17 protein-coding genes are annotated in these 16,966 nt (G+C 70.4%); 10 read left to right on the forward strand and 7 right to left on the reverse strand.

Annotation, left to right across the window (positions count from 1 at the left end):
• The first annotated feature begins 76 nt into the window (after positions 1–76).
• Together QNO11_RS03840 and QNO11_RS03845 are read left to right on the forward strand one after the other, a co-directional pair.
• Complete coding sequence (locus tag QNO11_RS03840; RefSeq protein WP_257509411.1) at positions 77–1,303, forward strand: pyridoxal phosphate-dependent aminotransferase; 1,227 nt, start codon at positions 77–79, stop codon at positions 1,301–1,303.
• 33 nt (positions 1,304–1,336) lie between these two features.
• Positions 1,337–1,690: a hypothetical protein gene (locus tag QNO11_RS03845; protein ID WP_257509412.1), complete on the forward strand. Its 354-nt coding sequence runs from the start codon at positions 1,337–1,339 to the stop codon at positions 1,688–1,690.
• Positions 1,691–1,693: 3 nt separating this feature from the next.
• On the opposite strand, the gene QNO11_RS03850 is transcribed toward QNO11_RS03845, so the two are convergent.
• Positions 1,694–2,125 (reverse strand): Rv3235 family protein, encoded by a 432-nt coding sequence (locus QNO11_RS03850; RefSeq protein WP_257509413.1) that lies wholly within the window; start codon positions 2,123–2,125, stop codon positions 1,694–1,696.
• A gap of 127 nt (positions 2,126–2,252) precedes the next feature.
• Between QNO11_RS03850 and QNO11_RS03855 the strand changes: the two genes are divergently transcribed.
• On the forward strand, positions 2,253–2,849 hold the full coding sequence (locus QNO11_RS03855; protein WP_257509414.1) for a hypothetical protein: 597 nt from the start codon (positions 2,253–2,255) through the stop codon (positions 2,847–2,849).
• 4 nt (positions 2,850–2,853) lie between these two features.
• Here the strand turns inward: QNO11_RS03855 and QNO11_RS03860 are convergent, their stop codons facing one another.
• Complete coding sequence (locus QNO11_RS03860; protein ID WP_257509415.1) at positions 2,854–3,135, reverse strand: helix-turn-helix domain-containing protein; 282 nt, start codon at positions 3,133–3,135, stop codon at positions 2,854–2,856.
• Positions 3,136–3,232: 97 nt separating this feature from the next.
• On the opposite strand from QNO11_RS03860, the gene QNO11_RS03865 reads away from it, so the two are divergent.
• Genes QNO11_RS03865 through QNO11_RS03875 form a run of 3 tightly spaced genes read left to right on the forward strand, consistent with a single transcriptional unit; the run spans position 3,233 to position 6,651 of the window.
• On the forward strand, positions 3,233–3,862 hold the full coding sequence (locus QNO11_RS03865; RefSeq protein WP_257509416.1) for a CpaB family protein: 630 nt from the start codon (positions 3,233–3,235) through the stop codon (positions 3,860–3,862).
• The gene (locus QNO11_RS03870; RefSeq protein ID WP_257509417.1) at positions 3,859–5,133 is read left to right on the forward strand and encodes a CpaE/TadZ family protein; all 1,275 of its coding nucleotides are present in this window, start codon (positions 3,859–3,861) and stop codon (positions 5,131–5,133) included. Before QNO11_RS03865 ends, QNO11_RS03870 begins: the two co-directional genes overlap by 4 nt.
• Before the next feature lie 24 nt (positions 5,134–5,157).
• Positions 5,158–6,651: a sensor histidine kinase gene (locus QNO11_RS03875; RefSeq protein WP_257509418.1), complete on the forward strand. Its 1,494-nt coding sequence runs from the start codon at positions 5,158–5,160 to the stop codon at positions 6,649–6,651.
• An 82-nt stretch (positions 6,652–6,733) separates the two neighbouring features.
• Here QNO11_RS03875 and QNO11_RS03880 read toward each other — a convergent pair whose 3' ends face one another.
• Complete coding sequence (locus tag QNO11_RS03880) at positions 6,734–6,982, reverse strand: WhiB family transcriptional regulator (RefSeq protein WP_191718336.1); 249 nt, start codon at positions 6,980–6,982, stop codon at positions 6,734–6,736.
• A gap of 257 nt (positions 6,983–7,239) precedes the next feature.
• Between QNO11_RS03880 and QNO11_RS03885 the strand changes: the two genes are divergently transcribed.
• The gene (locus QNO11_RS03885; RefSeq protein ID WP_257509419.1) at positions 7,240–7,647 is read left to right on the forward strand and encodes a histidine kinase; all 408 of its coding nucleotides are present in this window, start codon (positions 7,240–7,242) and stop codon (positions 7,645–7,647) included.
• 9 nt (positions 7,648–7,656) lie between these two features.
• Here QNO11_RS03885 and bcp read toward each other — a convergent pair whose 3' ends face one another.
• From bcp to aroA, 3 genes are read right to left on the reverse strand one after another with little or no spacing between them, the layout of a single operon-like run.
• On the reverse strand, positions 7,657–8,124 hold the full coding sequence (gene bcp, locus QNO11_RS03890) for a thioredoxin-dependent thiol peroxidase (RefSeq protein WP_257509420.1): 468 nt from the start codon (positions 8,122–8,124) through the stop codon (positions 7,657–7,659).
• Positions 8,125–8,159: 35 nt separating this feature from the next.
• Entirely contained in the window at positions 8,160–9,209 is a 1,050-nt protein-coding gene (gene rsgA / locus QNO11_RS03895; RefSeq protein WP_257509421.1) for a ribosome small subunit-dependent GTPase A, read from the reverse strand.
• 22 nt (positions 9,210–9,231) lie between these two features.
• Positions 9,232–10,581 carry a 3-phosphoshikimate 1-carboxyvinyltransferase gene (gene aroA, locus QNO11_RS03900; protein WP_257509422.1) on the reverse strand — a complete coding sequence of 450 codons (1,350 nt, stop codon included), beginning with the start codon at positions 10,579–10,581 and terminating at the stop codon, positions 9,232–9,234.
• Between the two features lie 109 nt (positions 10,582–10,690).
• On the opposite strand from aroA, the gene QNO11_RS03905 reads away from it, so the two are divergent.
• Both QNO11_RS03905 and QNO11_RS03910 read left to right on the forward strand, forming a co-directional pair.
• Entirely contained in the window at positions 10,691–11,290 is a 600-nt protein-coding gene (locus QNO11_RS03905) for a sigma-70 family RNA polymerase sigma factor (protein ID WP_257509423.1), read from the forward strand.
• Positions 11,287–11,529: an alpha-ketoglutarate decarboxylase gene (locus QNO11_RS03910; RefSeq protein ID WP_257509424.1), complete on the forward strand. Its 243-nt coding sequence runs from the start codon at positions 11,287–11,289 to the stop codon at positions 11,527–11,529. The genes QNO11_RS03905 and QNO11_RS03910 overlap by 4 nt, the downstream gene beginning before the upstream one ends.
• A 68-nt stretch (positions 11,530–11,597) precedes the next feature.
• On the opposite strand, the gene QNO11_RS03915 is transcribed toward QNO11_RS03910, so the two are convergent.
• A complete protein-coding gene (locus tag QNO11_RS03915) occupies positions 11,598–15,290 on the reverse strand; it encodes a multifunctional oxoglutarate decarboxylase/oxoglutarate dehydrogenase thiamine pyrophosphate-binding subunit/dihydrolipoyllysine-residue succinyltransferase subunit (protein ID WP_257509425.1) in 3,693 nt (1,230 codons plus the stop codon).
• A 174-nt stretch (positions 15,291–15,464) separates the two neighbouring features.
• Between QNO11_RS03915 and guaB1 the strand changes: the two genes are divergently transcribed.
• Positions 15,465–16,934 carry a GMP reductase gene (guaB1, locus tag QNO11_RS03920; RefSeq protein ID WP_257509426.1) on the forward strand — a complete coding sequence of 490 codons (1,470 nt, stop codon included), beginning with the start codon at positions 15,465–15,467 and terminating at the stop codon, positions 16,932–16,934.
• The last annotated feature ends 32 nt before the right edge of the window (positions 16,935–16,966 follow it).

Here is a 16,966-nt window from a genome sequence, read left to right on the forward strand (position 1 = left end):
CCGGGGAGTGGATGCCGCCGGGGGGCCGGGCCACGGATGGGTCATTGGCCGGTGGCGCCGGCGATATCCTGAGCCGATGAGTCCGCTGCGCAATCTCGACCAGTCGAGCAAGCTGAAGAACGTCCTCTACGAGATCCGTGGCCAGGCGCTGGCCGAGGCCGACCGTCTCGAGGACGACGGACACACGATCCTCAAGCTCAACACCGGCAACCCGGCCATCTTCGGCTTCGAGGCGCCGTTCCAGATCGTGCGCGACATGATCGAGGCGGTCCCGCACGCCCACGGCTACAGCGACAGCCGCGGCATCATGTCGGCGCGCCGCGCCGTGGTGTCCCGGTACGAGGAGACGCCCGGGTTCCCGTCATTCGACCCCGACGACGTCTATCTCGGCAACGGCGTGTCCGAGCTGATCACGATGACGATGCAGGCGCTGCTGGACGAGGGCGACGAAGTGCTCATCCCGGCGCCGGACTATCCGCTGTGGACGGCGATGACGAGCCTGGCCGACGGCACGCCGGTGCACTACCGCTGCGACAACGCCAACGGCTGGCAGCCCGATCTCGAGGACATCCGCGCGAAGGTCACGCCCCGCACCAAGGCGATCGTCGTGATCAACCCCAACAACCCCACCGGCGCGGTCTACACCCGCGAGGTGCTGCAGGGGATCGTCGAGATCGCCCGCGAGAACTCGCTGCTGCTGCTGTCGGATGAGATCTACGACCGCATCCTCTTCGACGACGCGCTGCACATCCCGCTGGCGACCCTCGCCCCGGACCTGCTGTGCCTCACCTTCAACGGCCTGTCCAAGACGTACCGCGTCGCCGGATTCCGCTCCGGGTGGATGGTCATCACCGGTCCCAAGAAGCACGCCGCCGGCTTCCTGGAGGGTATTCAGCTGCTGGCATCCACACGCCTGTGCCCCAACGTGCCGGCCCAGTACGCCGTGCAGGCGGCGCTGTCCGGCGTGCAGTCGATCGAGGCGCTCATCGCCCCGACCGGGCGGCTGCACGAGCAGCGGGATGCCGCGTGGGAGGGCCTGGAGGCCATTCCCGGTGTCTCGTGCTTGAAGCCGCAGGGGGCGCTGTACGCATTCCCGCGGCTGGATCCCGAGGTGCACGACATCCGCGACGACGGCAAGCTCGTGTACGACTTCCTGGTCGCCGAGCACGTGCTGCTCGTGCCGGGGACGGGGTTCAACTGGCCCACTCCCGATCACCTGCGCATCGTGACGCTGCCCGAGGCCCGGGTGCTCAGCGAGGCGATCGAGCGCCTGGGCAACTTCCTGGCGTCGTACAAGCAGTAGCGCTCTCACGAGGCCCACTCGTATCGTCGGGTCATGTCCATCGAACTGAACCGGCCCGCCCTGCGCCACGCGCGCGCCCTCATCCGCGACGGCAAGGTCGTGCGTGACGACCGCGATGCCTGGTCCGAGGCCGCCCCCGGCGCGGACGAGGAGAACGCATTCATCGAACGGGCGGGGTGGACCGAGTACGCGCACTGGCACCTGGGCGTGGACCGCGACCAGAACCGCCACACCAAGCAGGCCTACACGTTCCCGTTCGGCGATTTCCGCCGTGTGCACCGCTCGGGGATCATCTCCGCCGAGAGCCGCGCCGGTCAGCACGATCACGCCGAGATCCGTGACGCGTTGAAGTCGCTCCTGGAGCTGATCGACGCCGACGCTCCGTAGCGGCTAGAGGAGCGCCAGCGACGTCGCCCGCCAGCGCCGGTCCATGCCCTCGAGGCGGATCGCGACGGCGCGGGTGCGTGCCGGTCCGGAGACCACCACGACCGCCTCGATGACCCCGTCGGCGGGGGAGGACTGGATGATGGTGCCGATCACGTGCACCGGGCGGGTGGCGGCGACACCGCGGGCGCTGCGGGCGCGGGCGCGCAGGTTCGCCCGGGTGACCAGCGCATGGAACGGCTCCTCGGTGAACCAACGCGCGAGCTGGTCGACCTCCCGCACGCCGGCGAGCACTTCCAGCACCCCGCGGGTGAGGTTGCGCAGCAGCGGCTCGGGATCGGGCAGCTCGCTGGTGGACGTGCGCTGCGGGGCGAGGAAGTCGTCCACGGCGACGGAGGAGGGGGCGGGACGCGGTGCCGGTGAGGGTGTCGGGACCATGCGTCGTCCAATCTCTCGACGAGGAACTGGCACGAGTGAACCACAGCGGGTCAGCCCTCGGGGTGAGAATCCTCCAACCTGTGGACAGTGCTTCGGCGTCGCCCGGACGGGGCGCTACATTCGCGGGATGCGCTGGGATCGCCTGTTCGAGGACCTCGAGGACCAGCTCGCGTCCGAATGGGAGGCCGAACGGGCGGCGCTGGACACCGAGGCGGAGCGGCTGCGGGTGTCCCGCCTGCCGCTGCGGGAGCGGCTGCGGGCTCTGCTGGGCACGGATGCCGCGGTCTCGGTGGAACTCATCGACGGCACCGGCGCTGCCGGCAGGGTATCGGCGGTAGGCGCCGACTGGTTCGCGCTGACCCTCGCGACCCGCCGCGGCGGCGCGCTGCTGGTGCCGTTCACGGGGGCGGCGACGATCGGGATGCCGCACGCGGAACTGCTGCGAACCGCGCGCGCCGAGGCAGCCGCAGCGCGGCTGGCCGACCGCATGACGCTGGGATTCGTGTTGCGGGACCTGTCGCGCCGACGCATCCCGGTGACGGCGGGACTGGCCGGCGGGCGAATGCTGTCGGGCACGATCGACCGCGCCGGTGCCGACCACGTCGATCTGGCCCTGCACGACCATGACCAGCCGCGCCGGGCGGACGCCGTCAGCGGGCACCGGATGGTGCCGATGGCCTCGCTGCTGTGGGTGCGGCTGGAATCCGCCGCAGCCCTCGGGTGAGGGCTCAGTCGGGCCGGCGGACCGTGCCGCGGCCCCACAGCTCCGGGAAGCTCGCGGCGTTGGACTGCCGCCACAGCGCCATGCGCCGCGCCTCTTCGGCCTGGTCGTCGAGGTAGCCCGCCACGCTGTCCGGCTCGATCCGCCACTGCGCCGGTGAGCCCACCTTCATCCCCCGCAAGCGCCCGTCCAGCACCAGGGCGACCACCTCGTCGACCGACACGCCCAGCAGCTCGGCGACCTGCGCGGGCGCGAGCAGCGGCGCATCGGGGGGCGGGGTGGCCGGCATCCCCCCATTATCGGGGGCACCACCCCCACCGGGCCGACGCGCGCCGGGCTGTGGATAAACCTCCGCCCGCCCGGCGCGGTTCGGTCACCATGGGTGCATGATCGCACCGGACTCCCCGCCCGCGCGCACGCGCGCGTTCTGGGCGGACATGCGGTTCGTGCTGGGCATCGTGCTCATCGTCGCCTCGGTCGCGGGCGTGTGGTTCGTGGTCACGGCGGCGCGCCAGACGGTGCCGGTGTTCGCCGCGGCCCGCACGATCGTGCCGGGGGAGGAGGTGGATGCCGGCTCGCTCCAGGTCGTCGACGTCGCCCTGGGTCAGGTGGGCGACGCGTACGCCGCGCCGGGGCTGCTGGAGCCGGGCACGATCGCGACGCGCACGATCACCAAGGGCGAACTGGTGCCGCTCAGCGCGGTCGGGGCTGCGTCGGCGAGTGACCTCACCTCGGTGGTGCTGCGCTCCGCGACCGACGTGCCCGCCGCAGTGACGCCCGGTGCGAGCGTGGAGATCTGGGCGGCGGCGGCCCTGGAGCACGGCCGGTTCGAGCAGCCGCGCATCCTGGTGCCCGACGCGACGGTGGCCACCGTCACCCGGGACGACTCGGTGATGGGCAGCGACAGCGCCGCGCTGGAGCTGATCATCCCGCGCGCCGATGTCGCGGCGACCCTCGCGGCGATCGCCGGAGGGGCCGCGCTGTCGGTCGTACCCGTCGCGGGCGGTACCCGGTGACCAGCGCCGTCGTCGCTGTCGACGCCGCCGCAGCCTCGGACATCGCGCTCGCGCTCGAGCGCGATGGGGTGCAGGCGGTGGCCGCAGTGGCCGCCGCAGCGCCCGCCCGCGCCGCTGCCGACGCGCTGCTGGGCGACGAGGGCCGCGACCTGCTGGCGGCGGTCACCGCGGCCGACCTGCTGCTGCTGGAGCTGCGCCGCGACACGATCGGTCCCGCGTTGGTGTCGCTGTGCGACCGCCACGGGGTGCGGATCGTCCCGCTGTGCGACACGCAGGGCGACGAGCGGCTGGCCGAGCTGTATGGGCTGCCGGCCCCGCTGGCGCTGGCCGACGGCCGCGGAATCTCCGCAGCATTGGCATCGGGACCGCCGCAGCCGCAGACCCCGCCGACGCGTGCGGGCCGCGTGATCGCGGTGTGGGGACCTACCGGAGCGCCCGGCCGCAGCACCGTCGCGGTGGAACTGGCGGTGGAGCTCGCCCGCGACGGCAGGCGAGTGGGACTGGTGGATGCCGACACCCACGCGCCGTCGCTGGCGCTGGCGCTGGGCCTGGCAGACGAGGGCCCGGGGTTCGCCGCGGCGTGCCGGCAGGCCGATCACGACGCGCTGACCCCCGCCGAACTGAGCCGCATCAGCGTGCCGCTGGGCCGCGGCGTCGAAGTGCTCACCGGGCTCAATCGCCCGGGTCGCTGGCCGGAGCTGAGCGCGCAGCGCGTGACAGCGGCGCTGCAGGTGTGCCGCGCCTGGACGGACGAGACGATCGTCGATGTGGCCGCCTCGCTCGAGCGGGACGAGGAGATCGTCAGCGACCTCGCCGGCCCCCGGCGCAACGCCGCAGCCCTCGCGGCGGTGCGCGCGGCCGACCTCATCGTGGCCGTCGCATCGGCAGACCCGGTCGGTATGGCCCGTTTCGTCCGCGGTCACGCTGAACTGCGCGCCACGATCGGGGCGACCCCGGTGATCGTGGTGGTCAACCGCATGCGAGGGGGAGTGCTGGGGGTGGACCCCCGCGGGCAGGTGCGCGCCACACTGGACCGGTTCTGCGGCATCCGGGACGTGTGGTTCCTGCCGTACGACCTGAAGGCGACGGATGCCGCGATGCTCGCCGCCCGACCGGTACTGGAGGTGGCAGGGCGCAGCGCCCTGTCGGCTGCCGTGCGCAGGCTCGTGGGGGAGGCGGTCGCCCCCGTCGCGTCCGCGCCGCCCGCCGCCGCCCGCTCACGCCGGGCGCGACCCGGCCGCGGCAAGGGGGTCTTCGCGCGGACCGCCTGAACCACACCCGGTTAGGGTGAAAGGGTGTCCACGCTCAGCGATCTCGTCTATGCCCAGGGGCGGTCATCCGCCGAAGACGTGGAGTGGCTGCACCGCCTCGCCGGTGACGGCCAGCTGCTGGCGGACCTCGCCTTCGCGGACATCGTGGTGTGGGTGCCCACTTCCGACGACTCGTTCATCGCCGTCGCGCACACCCGTCCGAGCGGATCGGCCACCCTGTTCTATCGCGACATCGTGGGCGACCGGGTGCGGCCGCAGTGGCGCACCCAGGTGCGGGACGCCTTCACCGGCGCGCGCATCGTCGACTCGGCGTCGCCCGATTGGTTCGAGGAGACCCCGACGCGGGTGCGCGCCGTGCCGATCGTGCGCGAACGCGCCCACGGCGACGTTGCCCCGCACGTCATCGGCGTGCTCACCCGCCACACCAATCTGGGGGAGACGCGCACACCGTCGCGGCAGCAGATCACCTTCAACGACTGCGCCGACGACCTGTTCTCGATGGTGGCATCCGCCGACTTCCCCGATCTGAACGCCCCCACCTCTCCCCGTCGCGGCGCGCCGCGCGCCTCCGACGGCCTCATCCGCCTCGACCCCGACGGCATCACGACCTTCGCCAGCCCCAACGCGCTGTCGGCGTTCAACCGCCTCGGCTTCGAAGAGGAGCTGGAGGGGGAGTCGCTTGTGGAGGTGACCACCGGCATCCTCCCCGCCAACCGCCAGTTCGACGAGTCGCTGCCGGTCGTGGTGACCGGCCGTGCGCCGTGGCGGGCGGACGTGGAGGCGCGGGGGGTCACCGTGTCGCTGCGGACGATTCCGCTGCGCGACCATGACAAGCGCATCGGCGCGATCGTGCTGTGCCGCGATGTGACGGAGATCCGCCATCAGGAGCAGGAGCTCATCACGAAGGATGCCACGATCCGTGAGATCCACCACCGGGTGAAGAACAACCTGCAGACGGTCGCGTCGCTGCTGCGCATCCAGGCGCGCCGCACGCACTCCGACGAAGCCCGCGAGGCGCTGACGCAGGCGATGCGGCGCGTGTCGGCCATCGCGGTGGTGCACGACACGCTGTCGGAGGGACTGGCGCAGAACGTCGCCTTCGACGAGGTGTTCGCGCGGGTGCTCAAACTGGTCGCCGAAGTCGCCGCCGCACCCAACACCCGGGCTCGCACGCGCACCACCGGTCAGTTCGGCACGCTGCCGAGCGAATACGCGACGCCCCTGGCCCTGGCGCTGACGGAACTGGTCACCAACGCCGTCGAACACGGCCTGGCCGGCAAGGAGGGCGATGTGGAGATCGCCGCCGAGCGCAGCGACGAGCGGTTGCAGGTCATCGTCCGCGACACCGGCAGCGGCCTGCCCGAAGGTCAGGTGGGCCGGGGCCTGGGTACCCAGATCGTCCGCACGCTCATTCAGGGCGAGCTGGGCGGCACCATCGACTGGCACACCATCACCGGCAGCGGCACCGAGGTGACCATCGACATTCCGCTGCGCTACATCGAGCGCAGCGCCGGCTGAGCCCCGCACGCACGAACGACGCGCGCACCGCCGGAGCGGTGCGCGCGTCGTTTGCGTGTGGGGGCCGATGCGCCCCGCCGTGTCAGCTGGCGCGGCGGGCGCGAGCGGCGCGGCGCTTGAGCGCGCGCCGTTCGTCTTCGGACAATCCTCCCCACACGCCCGAGTCCTGGCCGGTCTCGAGGGCGTACTGCAAGCAGATCTCAGTGACGGTGCAACGAGCGCACACCGCCTTCGCTTTCTCGATCTGCTCCACTGCCGGGCCGGTGTTGCCCACAGGGAAGAACAGTTCGGGGTCGACAGTGAGGCAGGCGGATTTGTCGCGCCAATCCATATTGGGGTGCTCCTTGATGGGGGGAAACGTTCACGTGCGGTTCAGAGTGCGGATACGGGTTTCCGGTACTCTGGGGATGTGCGAGCCTCTTGCTCGCCCCACTTCGCTGTGGGAGCACACAACTTGTCAATGGTTTCACAGTGCGGCGAGTCCCGGCAAGGGTTTATTCCTGCGTGTTCGGCAGAACTGGCTGAGGATCTGCCCAATGCCCTGGAGGATTCGCACAAAGCCGCCCGAACTCGGAAGCTGATTTCAGGATGCCGACCACCCCCGCGCCCACTCCCATCGCACGACTCGGCGGCGCGCTGCTCGCGCTCGAGGCGCTGGGGGTCGCCGCCCTCGTCGGCTGGCAGGTCGTCGCTCTGGCCGGCGGCGACACCGGATCGATGTCCAGTGCCATCGCGCTGATGGTGCTCACCGCCGTCACGGCGGTGGCCGTCGCGGCATTCTCGGTCGCGGTCTTCCGCGGTCAGTCGTGGGGGCGCTCGGGCGGCATCGTCGTGCAGCTGCTGCTGCTGGCGGTCGCACTCGGCGCCGTCACCGGCACCTTCGCCGACCCGACGGTCGCCCTGTTGCTGGCGGGTCCAGCACTGCTGACACTGGTGCTGCTCGTGCTCGGCGTGCGTGAGGCGGCGCCGCGCTCGGAAGACCGCGACGCCGCCTGAGCCGAGCGCTCAGCCGACCTTCAGGAGCGTGCGCAGCCGCGCCACGTGACCGGTGGCCTTGACGTTGCGCAGGGCATGCTCGATCACGCCGTCGGCGTCGATCACGAACGTGGAGCGGATGACGCCCTCGACGACCTTGCCGTAGTTCATCTTCTCGCCCCACGCGCCGTACGCCTCGTGGACGGCGTGGTCGGGGTCGCTCAGCAGGTCGAAGCTGAGCGCGTCCCGCTCGCGGAACGCGCGCAGCTTCGCCGGGTCGTCCCGGGAGACTCCGAGCACCGTGTAGCCGGCCGCCTGCAGCGCGGGGAAGCTGTCGCGGAAGTCGCAGGCCTGGGTCGTGCACCCGGGGGTCATCGCCGCGGGGTAGAAGTACATGATGACCCGCTGGCCGCGCAGCGATGACAGCGAGACCTGCCGGCCGTCCTGGTCGGTGAGGGTGAAATCGGGTGCGGCGGTGCCGGCCTGCGGGGAAGTCATCCCTCCAGCCTAAAGACGTCGGCGCGGTGCCAGGCTCACTTATCGGCGAAGGTGGTGAGGAGTCGATGCAACGAATCCAATCGTGCCGGGCCGTTGGGGCCGAGCTTGCCCTCCGCCACTGCTTCGGCGATGGCGCAATCGGGTGCGTCGGGGCGGTGCGTGCACCCGCGGGGGCATTCCGCGGCGACCGCGGCGAGGTCGGTGAACGCCGCCAGGATGTTCGCCGGGTCCACGTGCCCGAGGCCGAACGAGCGCACGCCCGGGGTGTCGATGACCCAGCCGTTGCCGTTCTCGCCGTGGTAGCGCAGTGTCACCGTGGAGCTGGAGGTGTGGCGGCCGCGGCCGGTCACCTGGTTCACGACGCCGGTGGCGCGGTGCGCGTCGGGGACCAGTTCGTTCACGAGCGTCGACTTGCCCACACCGGAATGGCCGACGAACACGGTGGAGTGGCCGGACAGGTGGCGGCCGATCTCGGCGGTCGGCATCGCGCCGCGGGCGCTGGTGAACACCTGCAGCCCTTCGACGCCGTCGAAGTGGGACAGGAACGCCGTGGGGTCGGCCAGATCGGTTTTGGTGACCACCAGCAGCGGGCGGATGCCGGCATCCAGCGCCGCGATGAGGTAACGGTCCACCAGACGCTCCCGGGGTTCCGGGTCGGCGGCGGCGACGACGATGAGCATCTGGTCGGCGTTGGCCACGACGATGCGCTCGACCTGGTCGGTGTCGTCGGCGGAGCGGCGCAGCAGCGAGGTGCGCTCCTGCAGGCCCACGATGCGCGACAGTGTCCCGTCGCCTCCCGACGTGTCGCCGACGACTCGGGCGAGGTCGCCGTTGACGATGGGCGTCTTGCGCAGCTCGCGGGCGCGCACTGCCAGCGCGGTGTGCTCGTCGGGGGTGTCCTCGTCCATCAGCACGGTGTAGCGACCGCGGTCCACTCCCAGCACCCGCGCAATGCGGGCGTCGGCGTGCGCGGGACGGCGCTTGGTGCGCGGCCGGTTCGCCTTCGGGTTCGGGCGCATGCGGATGTTCGCCTCATCGAACTCCGGGGCGTCGTCGGGGCCGTCGGTGTCGTCGAGCCAGCTCACTGCGCGCCCCGCCCGTGGATCGTCACTGGGCGTCGCCCACGCCGGCGCGGCGCACCAGATAAGCCCACAGCTGCGGGAACTCCGGCATGGTCTTCGCGGTCGAGCCGATGTCGTCGACGACGACACCGGGCACCGCCAGCCCGATGAGGGCGCCGGCCGTGGCGATGCGATGGTCGTGGTGGGCTCGCCACATCCCCCCGGTGAGGGGGCGCGGCACGATGCGGATGCCGTCGGACAGTTCTTCGGCCTCACCGCCGAGGGCCCGCAGGTTGCCGATGAGGGCGGTGATGCGGTTGGTCTCGTGGCCGCGGATGTGGCCGATCCCGGTGAAGGTCGACGGGCCGTCGGCGAAGGCGGCCAGCGCGAACAGGGTGGGGGTCAGCTCGCTCGCCGCCGACAGGTCCAGATCAACGCCGTGGATGCCGGTGGGCCCGGATGTGACGGTGAGGGCACCGCCGCGACGCTGGGTGCGTGCCCCCATCACCTGGAGGATCTCGGTCAGCAGGGCACCTGGCTGCGTCGAGTGGGCGGGCCAGCCCGCCACCGAAACGCGGCCGCCGGCGATCATCGCGGCCGCCAGGAACGGTGCGGCATTGGACAGGTCCGGCTCGATCGCCACGTCCTTCGCGCGCACCGGGCCTGCCGGCACGATCCACTCGTTCGGCGTCGGCCGCTCCACGTGCACGCCGCGCCGGCCGAGCGCCTCGACGGTCATGTCGATGTGAGGAACGCTCGGCAGTCGGCTGCCGACGTGTCGCAGCGTCAGTCCCACGTCGAACCGGGGAGCGGCCAGCAGCAGCCCCGACACGAACTGGCTCGACCCGCTGGCGTCGATCTCCACCTCGCCGCCGCGGACGTGACCGTGGCCGCGGACGATGAACGGAAGCGACCAGGTGCCCTCGTCGTCGATGTCCGAACCCACGGCGCGGAGCGCCTTGATCATCTCGCCCATCGGGCGGTGCAGCGCCGTCTCATGGGCGGTCAGCGTGACTTCCCCCGAGGCGAGCCCCGCGATCGCGGCGACGAATCGCATGACGGTGCCGGCCTGACCGCAGTCGACCACGGCGTCGCCGGCGAGCGGCGACGCGGGGGTGACCACCAGGTCGGGTCCGAAGACGCCGGTGCCGGCGACCTCCTGCACGTCCACCCCGAGCATGCGCAGCGCCTCGATCATGCGCGCGGAGTCGTCGGAATGCAGCGGCGAAATGAGCCGTCCGGGTCCGTCGGCGATGGCGGCCAGGACGAGTTCCCGGTTCGTCAGCGACTTCGAACCGGGCACGGCCACCGCGACGTCAAGAGACCCCGCGACGGTGGGGGCGGGCCATCCGCCGTCGGGCGTGGCATGACTGGGGGAATACTCTGCGATGCTCATCGCGTTCTACCCTAACGAACCGCGCCTTTTGCGCGACTGAAGGAGACGAATGATCACGCTTGACGCTCCACTGCGGGGTGTGGACGGGGCGGACGTAGACTTGCGCGTGATGAGCGACCAGGTCGATTCCGCATCCGACGCACGCACCCAGTTCGAGGAGCAAGCGCTGCCGTTCATGGACCAGCTGTACGCAGCTGCCATGCGGATGACGCGCAATCCTGCCGACGCGGCCGATCTCGTTCAGGAGACCTTCGTGAAGGCGTTCGCCTCGTGGGCGTCGTTCACGCAGGGGACCAACCTCAAGGCGTGGTTGTACCGCATCCTCACGAACACCTACATCAACACCTACCGCAAGAAGCAGCGCGAGCCTTATCAGGGCACGATCGATGACCTCGAGGACTGGCAGCTGGGCGGTGCGGAGTCCACGACGGCCTCCAGCGCCCGGTCGGCGGAGGCGGAGGCCATCGACCGGATGCCGGCATCCGTCGTCAAGGATGCACTGCAATCCATCCCCGAGGATTTCCGCCTCGCGGTCTACTTCGCAGATGTCGAAGGGTTCGCGTATCAGGAGATCGCGGACATCATGAAAACCCCCATCGGCACCGTGATGAGCCGGCTGCACCGCGGCAGACGGCTGCTGCGCGAGCTGCTCGCCGACTATGCGAACGAACGCGGGATCGACACGACCGCGACAAGGAGTGCGAAATGACTGACTGCGGCTGCGAGAAGGCCCGCCGCGACCTCGAGGAGTATCTGCGCCACGAGGTGTGCAAGACGGAGCATTCGGATATCGCCGAGCACCTGGACCATTGCGCCGCGTGCCGGGACGAGGCCCTCGTGGCCACGACCCTCACCGAGGTCGTGGCGCGAGCGTGCAAGGAGACGGCACCGGAGGAGTTGCGCGACCAGGTGCTGGCCCGACTGCGAGCGGTGCAGGCGGCGCACTGAGCCGTCCGCGTACGTGAAGAGGGGTGGATGCCATGGCATCCACCCCTCTGTCGTTACGCGGTCCCCGATTACAGCGTCAGCGCGGCCTTCATGATCGCGGCCTGCTCCAACGCGTGCACCTTGCTCGACCCGGTGGCCGTCGACGCGGCAGCGGCGCGCGACACGCGGGAGATGGTGCGTCCGTGCAGGTGCTTGACGATCTCCAGTGCGATGAACGGCCAGGCCCCCTGGTTCTCCGGCTCATCCTGCACCCACACCAGTTCGGCGTTGGGGTAGCTGTCGACGACGGCGTTGAGCTCTTCCACGGGCGAGGGGTAGAACTGCTCGAGGCGCACCAGCGCGATCTCATCGTTCGGGTTCTTGTCCAGCTCCGCGCGCAGATCCCAGTGGATCTTGCCGGCGTGCAGGAGCACCCGCTTCACCGCGCCCCGGTCGAGGGTGCGTGCGTCATCGAGCACGGGTTCGAACTTGCCGGTGAGGAAATCCTCGACCGGGCTGGTCGCACCGCGCAGGCGCAGCATCGACTTCGGCGTGAACACCACCAGCGGACGGCGGGGGCGGGCGTAGGCCTGGCGACGCAGCAGGTGGAAGTACGACGCCGGGGTCGACGGGCGGGCGACGGTCATGTTGTCCTGCGCGCACATCTGCAGGTAACGCTCGATGCGTGCCGACGAGTGGTCGGGACCCTGACCTTCGAAGCCGTGCGGCAGCAGCAGCACCACGCTGGACTGCTGGCCCCACTTCTGGTCCGCCGCCGACAGGTAGGTGTCGATGACGGTCTGGGCGCCGTCGGCGAAGTCGCCGAACTGCGCCTCCCACAGCACCAGCGCGTCGGGACGCTCCACCGAGTAGCCGTACTCGAAGGCCATCGCCGCGTACTCGCTCAGCAGCGAGTCATACGCCCAGAACCGGCCCTGGTTGTCGGACAGGTTCGTCAGGGGCAGCCACTCCTGGCCGTTCGCGCGGTCGTGGAACACCGAGTGGCGCTGCACGAACGTGCCGCGGCGGGCGTCCTGCCCGGCCAGGCGCACGTTGGTGCCCTCCAGCAGCAGCGAGCCGAACGCCAGCAGTTCGCCGAACGCCCAGTCGATGCTGCCGTTGCGGCTCATCTCGAGGCGCTTGTCCAGCAGCTGCTGGAGCTTGTTGTGCACGGTGAAACCGTCGGGCTTGTTGACGAAGGCGTCACCGATCAGGTGGACCACCTCGCGGGAGACTCCCGTCGTCTCCGGTTCGCCGGCGGCGGGCTCCACCGCGACGGCATCCGCATCGATGATGGGGTTGGACCCGGTCTCGGCGGCGTGCGTCTCGGCGAAGGCGATCTCCAGACGGGTCTGGAAGTCGCGCTTGGCCTGCTCGTACTCTTCCTCGGTGATGTCGCCGCGACCGACCAGCGCCTCGGTGTACAGGCGCCGGACCGACCGCTTCGCCTCGATGAGGTTCGTCATCAGCGGCTGCGTCATCGAGGGGTCATCGCCCTCGTTGTGCCCGCGGCGGCGGTAGCAGACCAGGTCGATCACGACGTCGCGGTGGAACTCTTCGCGGTAGCGGAAGGCCAGCTCGGCGACCCGGACGACCGCCTCGGGGTCATCGCCGTTGACGTGGAAGACCGGGGCCTGAATGGTCTTGGCGACGTCGGTGGCGTACACCGACGTGCGGGCGTCCTGGGGGAGGGTGGTGAAGCCCACCTGGTTGTTGACTACGATGTGCACGGTGCCGCCGGTGCGGTAGCCGCGCAGCTGCGACATCTGCAGCGTCTCGGCGACCACACCCTGACCGGCGAACGCGGCATCGCCGTGCACCAGGATCGGCAGCCAGGAGAAGGTGCCGATGGGCTTGCGGTCCTGCTTGGCGCGGACGATGCCCTCCAGCACGCCGTCGACCGTCTCCAGGTGCGACGGGTTGGCCGCCAGCACGACAGGCAGTTCCTTGCCGCCTTCGGCGACGAAGGTGCCCTCGGTGCCGAGGTGGTACTTCACGTCGCCCGAGCCGCTCTTGGAGCCGATCGCGACCGAACCCTCGAACTCGCGGAACACCTGGCCGTAGGTCTTGCCGGCGACGTTGCTCAGCACGTTGAGGCGGCCGCGGTGGGCCATGCCGATCGCGGCGCCGTCGAGCCCTGCATCCGCGGCTCCCCGCAGCACCTGATCCAGCAGGGGGATGAGAGATTCGCCGCCTTCCAGGCTGAAGCGCTTCTGCCCGACGTACTTCGTCTGCAGGAACGTTTCGAACGCCTCTGCCTCGTTGAGCTTGCTGAGGACGCGGAGTTGTTCGTCGTGCGTCGGCTTCTGGTACTTCGCCTCGACGTTGTCCTGGAACCACTTGCGCTGGGTGGGGTCCTGGATGTGCATGTACTCGATGCCGAGCGTGCGGCAGTACGAGTCGCGCAGCACCCCGAGGATGTCGCGCAGCTTCATGACGCGCTTGCCGCCGAACCCGCCGGTGACGAACTCGCGGTCCAGGTCCCAGAAGGTCAGCCCGTGACTTTCGATCTCGAGGTCGGGGTGCGTGCGCTGCACGTACTCCAGCGGGTCGATGTCGGCCATGAGGTGACCGCGGACGCGGAAGGAGTTGATGAGCTCCTGCACGCGCGCGGTCTTGTCGACGCGCTCGGCCAGGTCGACGTTGATGTCGTTTGCCCAGTGGATGGGGGCGTAGGGGATGCGCAGCGCCGCGAAGATGTCGGTGTAGAAGTCCCGGCGACCGGTGAGCATCTCATGGACGATCTTGAGGAATTCGCCCGAGCCGGCACCCTGGATGACGCGGTGGTCGTAGGTGCTGGTCAGCGTGATCGTCTTGCCGATGCCGAGGCCGACGAGGGTCTTCTCGCTCGAACCCTGGAACTCGGCGGGGTACTCCAGCGCGCCGGCGCCGACGATGCAGCCCTGGCCCTTCATGAGGCGGGGGACCGAGTGCACGGTGCCGATGCCGCCGGGGTTGGTCAGCGAGACCGTCGTGCCCTGGAAGTCCGCAGCGGTGAGCTTGTTGGCGCGGGCGCGGGAGACGAGGTCCTCGTACGCGACGAGGTACTCCCCGAACGTGAGCGTCTCGGCGCGCTTGATGCTCGGCACCATGAGGGCACGCGTGCCGTCGGGCTTGGGGATGTCGATCGCGATGCCGAAGTTGATGTGTGCCGGCGCGACGACGGCGGGCTTGCCGTCGATTTCGGCATAGAACACGTTCTGGCTCGGGAAGGCCTTCAGCGCCTGGATGATCGCCCAGCCGATGACGTGCGTGAAGCTGACCTTGCCGCCGCGGGTGCGGGACATGTGGTTGTTGATCACGATGCGGTTGTCGATCAGCAGCTTGGCGGGGACCGTCCGCACGCTCGTGGCGGTGGGGACGGTCAGCGACTCGTCCATGTTCGCCGCGAGCGTCTTGGTCATGCCGCGCAGCGGCGTGATGACGTCTTCGCCTGCTTCGGTGGATTCCCGAGGCGCGCGGTCCTGCGCCTGCGCCGGGATCGGCTGCGGGGCCGCGGGCTTGGCGGTTGTGCGCGCCACCGGCTGCGTACCGATCACGGGGATCGGGGCGGTCACCGGGTGCGGCTCCGACGCTTGACCCGATCCGGATGGCGGTGGGGCTGCGGGGGTCGCCGCTGGTGCGGCATCCTCCGGGTGATAGGCCTCGAGAACAGGCCACCACGCCTTGTCCACGGAGTTCTTGTCGGCTTTGAACTGCTCGTAGAGCTCGTCAACGAGCCACGCGTTCGCTCCGAACTCGCCTTCGCTCGAGGTTCCGACGCCGGTCACCTGGCTGGACACGCTGGATCGCCTGCTTTCTTCGGTGAAAATTCGATCGCACGCGGCATCGTCATTGCCTGCGCACACACAGCTATCTAGCGTAACGCCTTTTACGCGGCAAGCTCGGGTTGCAACCTCAGCATTCCGTGATCCCGCTCTTATCCAACCCGGGGGAAGCGCGGCTACCGTGGAAGCATGCGATTCTCCGGTGAGCAGCCCACGGTGGATTTGACGTACTCCGATGTATTCCTGGTGCCGCGTCGTTCGGCGGTTCGCAGCCGGCTCGAGGTCGATCTCTCCCCGGGGGACGGGACCCCCGCGACCATTCCGGTGGTGTCGGCGAACATGAACTCGGTCACCGGGGCGCGGCTGGCCTCGGTGCTCGCGCGGCGCGGCGGGCTCGGCGTGTTGCCGCAGGACATGCCGCTGCAGGAACTGGATGCCGCGATCCGCTGGGTCAAGGATCAGCCGGTGCCGTGGGACACGCCGCTGGTGCTGCCGCCGGAGGCGACCGTCGCCGACGCGCTGCGGCTGCTGCCGGCCACCGAGGGCCACGGCATCGTCGTTGCTCCGACTCCGGGGACGGGACCGTCGGGACGCATCGCGCACGACGACGTGCTGGGAGTGGTGCCCGCCACCCGGCTGGGCACCGCGCTGCCGGACGCACGGCTGGGGGACCTCGTGCGCGGGCGCGCCGCCGCGATCGACGCCGATGACGTCGAGACGCCTCGCCATGCCTTCGACCTCATCGTGGCCGCCGAGGCCGACATCGTCTGCGTGCTGCACCACGGCATGCTCGTGGGTACGCTCTCGCGCCGCAGCGCGCTGCGCTCGGCGCTGTACCAGCCCGCCGTCGATGCGGACGGGCGTCTGATCGTCGCGGCGGCTGTGGGCATCAACGGGGACGTCGCCGCCAAGGCGCAGGCGCTGGCCGCGGCCGGGGTCGACGTGCTCGTGCTCGACACCGCCCACGGCCACCAGGAGGGGATGCTGCAGGCGCTGCACGCGGTATCGGCGCTGGATCTGGGAATCCCGATCGCCGCAGGCAACATCGTCACCGCCGACGGCGTCGCCGATCTCGTGGCGATGGGCGCGACGATCCTCAAGGTCGGGGTGGGGCCGGGCGCGATGTGCACGACGCGCATGATGACCGCCGTGGGCCGGCCGCAGTTCTCCGCCGTGCTGGAGACCGCCCAGGCCGCGGCCGAACAGGGCGCGCACGTGTGGGCCGACGGCGGAGTGCGCTACCCGAGGGACGTCGCGCTCGCGCTCGCTGCCGGCGCGGCATCCGTCATGATCGGCTCGTGGTTCGCCGGGACGATCGAAGCCCCCGGCGAGGTGCAGACCGACGCAGCGGGGCGCGCGTACAAGGAGTCGTGGGGGATGGCCTCCACCAAGGCCGTGCACGACCGGTTCGGGCGGCTGGACCCGTATGAACTGGCCCGCAAGGAGCTGTTCGCCGAGGGGATCTCGTCGTCGAAGATCTACCTGGACCCGCTGCGCCCGGGCATCGAGGACCTCCTCGACATGATCACCTCCGGGGTGCGCTCGTCGTTCACGTACGCGGGAGCGGCCACCGTGCCGGAGTTCCACGAGCGGGCCATGGTGGGCCTGCAGTCCGCCGCCGGCTACGAAGAGGGCAAGGCGCTCCCCGTCAGCTGGTGACCCGGGCGCGTCGCTTTGCCGGGGCGAGGGGA

The organism is Microbacterium sp. zg-B96 (assembly GCF_030246865.1).
Classification (GTDB): Bacteria; Actinomycetota; Actinomycetes; order Actinomycetales; family Microbacteriaceae; genus Microbacterium.